General features: G+C 61.0%; 6 protein-coding genes and 1 pseudogene. 4 read left to right on the forward strand and 3 right to left on the reverse strand.

The annotated features are described in order from the left end of the window. The first annotated feature begins 41 nt into the window (after positions 1 to 41). The 3 genes from tnpA (at position 42) to tnpC (ending at position 2427) form a co-directional block, all read left to right on the forward strand. Complete coding sequence (gene tnpA, locus AC629_RS42875; RefSeq protein ID WP_143199904.1) at positions 42 to 473, forward strand: IS66-like element accessory protein TnpA; 432 nt, start codon at positions 42 to 44, stop codon at positions 471 to 473. Next, a complete protein-coding gene (tnpB, locus tag AC629_RS42880; RefSeq protein WP_063980520.1) occupies positions 470 to 826 on the forward strand; it encodes an IS66 family insertion sequence element accessory protein TnpB in 357 nt (118 codons plus the stop codon). Before tnpA ends, tnpB begins: the two co-directional genes overlap by 4 nt. 122 nt (positions 827 to 948) lie before the next feature. Continuing rightward, complete coding sequence (gene tnpC / locus AC629_RS42885) at positions 949 to 2427, forward strand: IS66 family transposase (protein ID WP_084810644.1); 1479 nt, start codon at positions 949 to 951, stop codon at positions 2425 to 2427. A 44-nt stretch (positions 2428 to 2471) separates the two neighbouring features. Here the strand turns inward: tnpC and AC629_RS42890 are convergent, their stop codons facing one another. Continuing rightward, the gene (locus AC629_RS42890) at positions 2472 to 4169 is read right to left on the reverse strand and encodes an outer membrane beta-barrel protein (RefSeq protein ID WP_074117066.1); all 1698 of its coding nucleotides are present in this window, start codon (positions 4167 to 4169) and stop codon (positions 2472 to 2474) included. Positions 4170 to 4759: 590 nt separating this feature from the next. On the opposite strand from AC629_RS42890, the gene AC629_RS42895 reads away from it, so the two are divergent. Next, positions 4760 to 5155 carry a hypothetical protein gene (locus AC629_RS42895; protein WP_074117067.1) on the forward strand — a complete coding sequence of 132 codons (396 nt, stop codon included), beginning with the start codon at positions 4760 to 4762 and terminating at the stop codon, positions 5153 to 5155. A gap of 23 nt (positions 5156 to 5178) precedes the next feature. Here AC629_RS42895 and AC629_RS42900 read toward each other — a convergent pair whose 3' ends face one another. Both AC629_RS42900 and AC629_RS42905 read right to left on the reverse strand, forming a co-directional pair. Then, positions 5179 to 5469 carry a hypothetical protein gene (locus tag AC629_RS42900; RefSeq protein ID WP_074117068.1) on the reverse strand — a complete coding sequence of 97 codons (291 nt, stop codon included), beginning with the start codon at positions 5467 to 5469 and terminating at the stop codon, positions 5179 to 5181. A 522-nt stretch (positions 5470 to 5991) separates the two neighbouring features. Next, positions 5992 to 6109: pseudogene (locus AC629_RS42905) on the reverse strand (IS3 family transposase); the annotation flags it as partial.

The raw sequence follows: 6109 nt of genomic DNA on the forward strand, positions 1-6109 counted from the left end.
GGCGAGTTTCACGATCTCTTTGAAGGGATCGGCTTGTGTCTATGCTTGACCATACGCTTAAGTCGGACGTGACGGCGCGCCGGCTGGAAGTGATCACGGAGACGGGACGCCGTCGTTGGTTCTCCAAGGACGACAAGGCCCGGATCGTCGAGGAGACGCTGGTACCAGGCGCGGTCGTTTCCGAGATTGCCCGGCGACACGGGCTGACCCCACAACAAGTGTTTACCTGGCGGCGGCAAGCACGGCGGTTGCCGACGCCGATGGCTGACGATCCGCCGTTTGTACCGGCGGTGGTAGACACCATGGTACCGGCCGTGGCTGTTGGCCATGAGCGCAAGATAGCGCGACGCAAGGCTAAGCCAGATGTCGGGGGCATCGAGATCGAAGCCGAAGGCGTCACTATCCGGGTCGGCCGAGGCGCGGACGTGGCGGTGATTGCGGCCATCATCGATGCGCTGAAGGCAAGCCGGTGATCGGTCCGTCCGGAACTGTCCGGGTGATGGTGGCAACCAAGCCGGTCGACTTCCGCAAGGGAATGGAGGGGCTTGCGATGCTGGTACGCGAGCACATGAAGGCCGATCCGTTCTCGGGTGCTGTTTATGTGTTCCGTGCCAAGCGTGCGGATCGGATCAAGTTGATCTTCTGGGACGGGACAGGTTTGTGCCTGTTCGCCAAGCGGCTCGAGGAAGGCGTCTTCCGCTGGCCGAAGATCGAGGATGGCGTGATGCGTTTGTCGGCGGCGGAATTGTCGGCGCTGCTCGAAGGGCTCGATTGGCGGCGCGTCCATGCGGCACGGGAGACGGTCGTTCCGACGCAGGCCGGATAATTGTGGGCCGCGCTGCGGCGAAGTGAATCAGGGGTATCGAGCACGTCACCAGTTGGGTGCGAATATGCTCTGATCTGCCTGTGAGCGATAACCTTCCTGATGATCCCGAGACGCTGAAGGCGATGCTGCTTGCCGAGCGGCACGAGAGCGAGCGGCTGCGCCAGATCATCAAGGAATTGCAGCGTCATCGCTTTGGCCGGAAGGCGGAGTCTCTCCCTGAGGAACAGATGCTGCTGGGCCTCGAGGACGTCGAGCAGGTCGCAGCTTCTGCCGAGGCCGGTCAGGACGAGAGTGCTCCGGAAGGCCTGGCGGAACGGGCGCGCAAGCGCCGCGTCAATCGTGGAGCGCTGCCGGTGTATCTGCCGCGGATCGAGGTCGTCGTCGACATCGATGACAAGACCTGCCCCTGCTGCCAGGGCGAGCTGCACCGGATCGGCGAGGACAAGAGCGAGCGGCTGGACATGGTGCCGGCGCAGTTCCGCGTTGTCGTTACCCGGCGTCCCAAATACGCCTGCCGAGCCTGCGAGGATGGTGTCGTGCAGGCTGAGGCTCCGGCCCGGTTGATCGAGGGCGGACTGCCGACCGAGGCAACCGTCGCCCAGGTTCTGGTGTCCAAATATGCCGATCATCTGCCGCTCTACCGGCAGGCCCAGATCTATGCCCGCCAGGGCATCGCTCTCGATCGATCGACACTGGCGGACTGGGTTGGGCATGCCGCCTTCAATCTGCGCCCGCTGCATGAGCGCCTCCTCACGGTGCTTCGAGCGAGGTCCAAGCTGTTCGCCGACGAGACGACGGTGCCGGTGCTCGATCCTGGTCGAGGGCGCACCAAGACCGGCCAGCTCTGGGCCTATGCCGCCGACGACAGGCCCTGGGGCGGCCTCGATCCGCCCGGCATCGCCTATGTCTATGCACCCGACCGCAAGGCCGAGCGGCTGTTCAGCCATCTTGCCGGCTTCAAGGGTGTCCTGCAGGTCGATGGCTACACCGCCTATCCAAAGCTTGCCGAGCGCGGCGAGGTCGAACTCGCCTTCTGCTGGGTGCACATGCGGCGTAACTTCTACGAACTCGCGGCGGCGGGCCCCGCGCCGATCGCAAGCGAGGCGCTGAAGCACCTTGCCGCATTCTACGCGATCGAGAAGGAGATCCGCGGCCGCAGTCCGGAGGAGCGCCGTCTCGTGCGTCAGCAGAAAAGCCGGCCGCTGGCCGACGCCTTCGAGGCTTGGCTACGCGCCAAGCTGGCTCTCATCAGCCAAAAGATCAAGCTCGCCGCCGCCATCCGCTACGCTCTCTCGCGCTGGCAGGGGCTGACGCGCTTCATCGAAGATGGCCGCATCGAGCTCGACAACAACACGGTCGAACGATCAATCCGTGGTATCAAGCTCAGTCGCAAGAACGCGCTGTTTGCCGGATCCGACGGCGGTGCCGAACACTGGGCTGTCGTCGCGTCACTGGTCGAGACTTGCAAGCTCAACGACGTCGATCCGCTCGCCTATCTCACGGACGTCCTGACCAGGATCGTCAGCGGTCATCCCAACCGCGACATCGACCAGCTATTGCCTTGGGCCTACCGCGCTCAAGCCCTCAAAGCCGTGGCCTGAGAACGACGCTTACGTCGAACAGGCCTGGAGCTTGGCTGATCTTTTCAATCGAACCGATAGGACGCCTGAAAGAACGTGCCCCAGCGCTCCATGCTGAATTTCGAGAACTGAGTCTCAGTGGTGCCCTGGCCACTACAGCCTGTGCATGTCACTTCGCTGTCCTTTTTGGTCCACATGGCCCAGTAGCGCCCACCGACGCCGACGCTGAAGTTCTTGGTGATGAAGTAGGACAACACGCCTTCAATCTGGACGCCGCCGCCACCATTCCCGCGTTGTTCAACGAAGGTGGTCGTCGGGCGCAAGAGATGATTGTCGCGCCCTTTGAAATCGGTCCAGGGCAGGTAAGCGACGTCCGTGCTCAAACGCCAACGCTCGGTGAGCATGGTTTCAGCGCTTAGGCCGATACGAGGTGCATTCCACTGAGTATTCTGGCTGCCAACGACCCTGTCGTCACCGGGAGGCAAGCATGTAGTCATCGGGTTGGCGATCTGTACACACCCCCTCACGTCGGAACTCTGTTCGTAGTACGTCCAGCCGATAAATCCGCCGATCTTATAGTCGGCGCCGCGCAAGAAATCGTAACCGGCATCAGCCGTATAATAGGTGAACCTCCCGTTTGCCTGGCCGGATATAGTGTTGATATAGGGAGCCCACCCCGTCCCCACCCGAATGCCCCAATCTTCATCGTTTATGTTTCCTTTGTTGAAGCGACCGAGGCCAACGTTACTCTTCAGGAACACTCCCCACGGGCTGTCAACACGGCCAAATGCCTCCCCGGAAAGCCCGTCGAGGCCGTGGTAGGTGAGCCTTGATCTAAGGATGTTAGGATCTATGGGCCCAGCGCTAGAGTTCCATTGGAATCGTCCCCGGCTGAGCCAGAGCCGTGATCCGCCTTCGAATGACCAACCGGCGGCGTAAGCAATCGGCGGCGCGCCGGCAGGTGCTTTCGCGTACAGCGGTGCATCGGACCACTGCGTCCACGGGTCGGCGCCAAAATGGTAATTCAACCCGATTCTTCCGATGTGATAGTTGCTCGACAGGCCCGTTGTGTTCGCCGGAAGAATTGCAAACGGCGGAAACTGCACTGTCGGAGGAGTCGCGACACTCGGCCCACCGAAATGCAGGTAGTCGTACTCTACCTTGACCGACCATGCAGGGGTAAGCGCTTGCTCGACACCCATCCCGATGGTGCCACCGACCCGACCATAGTCGAAGTGGGTTTTCTCCTGTGGCCCCCCGCCTTCAAAATTGTTGACGACGTCGCCCCGATTGTTTTGCCAAGCAACGCCTCCCTTGAGATAGGCCAGCGTGTGACCCAGCGCGCCAAACGCGTAACCGACGCGACCGGTCCCGGTGGCAAAGACGTTGGGACCAGCCTTGCAGTTTGCGCTCACGATAAAGCCGGAGGCGGCGAGGCAGGTATTTGTACCGTCGGAGACAGCACCGCTGGCATCGAGTTCGACGCCAAACACCCAGCCGTTGTTCTGCCAGTTATAGCCGATCTGGCCGCCTGCCAGGAACACTGGGGTATCGACGGCGCCCCCATAAATTGAGGGACCGTACGGATTGCTGAAGGAGGTGCGGCCGTAGCCGCCGCCGACGTGGCCGCCAATATAGCCTCCCGACCAGCTCCACACAGCAGCGGGCAGTTTCACTACTGGCGCAAGGTCTGCCGCATTGGCTGCACCGCTTGCAACGAGCGCAATTGTACCGGCTAACAAAAGAAGAACTCTAGATCGCATCCAACACTTCCCTCATTTTCTCCGTTATCGCCGCAGCAAACCGTCGGGACGGACCAGATGCTAACAGCGACGCGCGCCGAGTCCGTCCCGAAGTCCATCGCACTGCGATTGGTGATGATGCCGTGAACAAAGCAAACCGAGTGCCAAAGTGAATTCGCAGCCTCTGCAGGCACTTCATCGCGGCGTGTAGCGTTAGCTTGCTGACATTGGTCTCAATGCCGACAGTCGGCGGAGCCAGTGTGCGACAGTGGCTGCTCTGCTAAATGTGCGGGGCAGGCCTTGCGCAGCATTTCAGTCTTCCGTGCGGTGACGCGTGCAGACTCCGGCGGCGTGATTTCAACAGGTCATTCTGTGCGCGTCGTTCGACTAACGTCGCTAAATGCCCCGCGCACGTCCACGCGAGGGAGGCGTTCATAGCGGACATTGAAGGACGCTGCTTTCGCTGTAACCGCAACCACGAATTTTCTCGCAGCAGAAACCCTCAATAGGAGCGGTCGCGCGTACCCCGCATTTCTTACGCGGCTCAGAGGACCCACGACCGGGTCGCGGGACTTGAATTAGGGAGGGGTCGGGTCCTTTGAGGAGCTGCCATGACCAATCATTCCTGTCTCGCGCTCGCGGCAGTCATTCTGGCTGCGAGTATCATCGGAGCAGCCGCGCAGGATAATGGGGCACCCATGTCAACCGATACTCAGCACCGCGCACCCGGAGCCCCCCTCCACCTGTCGCCCGAGCAGGAGAAGGCTGTGTGGCAACACATCAACAGCTACCCAATCGATCCTCCGCCATCACAGCTTACGCTACCTGTTGGCGCGGTCTTGCCCAAAGACCTTCCTTTGATGGCGATCCCCGATGAAGTGGCCGCAGAAGTTTCGTCACTGAAGGGATACGACTGCACAATCATGCACGACAGGCTTTTGATCGTGAACAGGTTGGACAAGACCGTAGCCTACGTGATCGATGGGACATTGCGCCGCAATAATTAGTTCCGGTCTTTTGGACTCCAGCGTCAGAGTCCCGACGCACGGCCAAGGGCATTGCTGATAAGTGCTCGTTCGACGGAGGTGCGCTCGTGCGACGATAACTGGCTGAGCATAAACTCGCGCTCGTCGCCGGTGACCTCTACGTCGGAGGCGATCCCGCTGGCATCAGGACGCCCTATGCCGAGCATCAGAATGGCGTCAGGTGCCGTGGCCCTGTTCTCTCGCATGAAGCCGCGAACACGACGACGGTCGTCCGGCGAAAGCTGCGCGAGAAGAAACTCACGTTCAGTAGGCTGTTCGAAGATCGGTCTATTCATAGCGCCGACCCAACGATTTCGAAGCTTGCACCGTGCTCCACATGAGCATCCGAATACCTTACCGCTGACAAGAGGAGGCTGTAAACGCGCATGCCCGCACATGTGAAATAGGGCGGGGCCCGGCGGTGTCCGCTCCCGCCAGAGATCGTAAAACTCCCTTATTTACAGGCACTTACGACGTTATCGACAGGACCCAAAAAAGACCTTGCAGAAAGGACCACACGGACATCTCGACACTATCAGCAGCGTACAGCGTGGATGGTCGGGGAGGTGGACCGAGGCCATCCTTCGGCCCCGGCCCGGCGTTCAGGGGTGTGCTGACGTTGGCACCTGCGCCTGCGCTCACCGTCGAGCGCGAGTGCCGTGGAGGTGAAATCGATCGACGCCGAGTTCACATCGCCATTGTGCACCATTACGGGCACGGTCGCGGGAGCGAACAGCGACGGCTTGACGATGGTTGTCACTTCGGTCTCACTGACGAGCGTGGTCGGCTCATCGATGTCAGAGAACTTGATGACGGTCTCGGAACAGCTTCTTGTGGTTGACCAGATAGCCCTCCCGCTTGAGCAGAACATGCAGGCGCCGATAGCCGAAGCGACGGCGCACCTCGGCGATCGCTCTCATGCGTTGGCKCCCTATG

Origin of the sequence: Bradyrhizobium sp. NAS80.1 (assembly GCF_001908205.1) — a bacterium.
Lineage (GTDB): Bacteria > Pseudomonadota > Alphaproteobacteria > Rhizobiales > Xanthobacteraceae > Bradyrhizobium.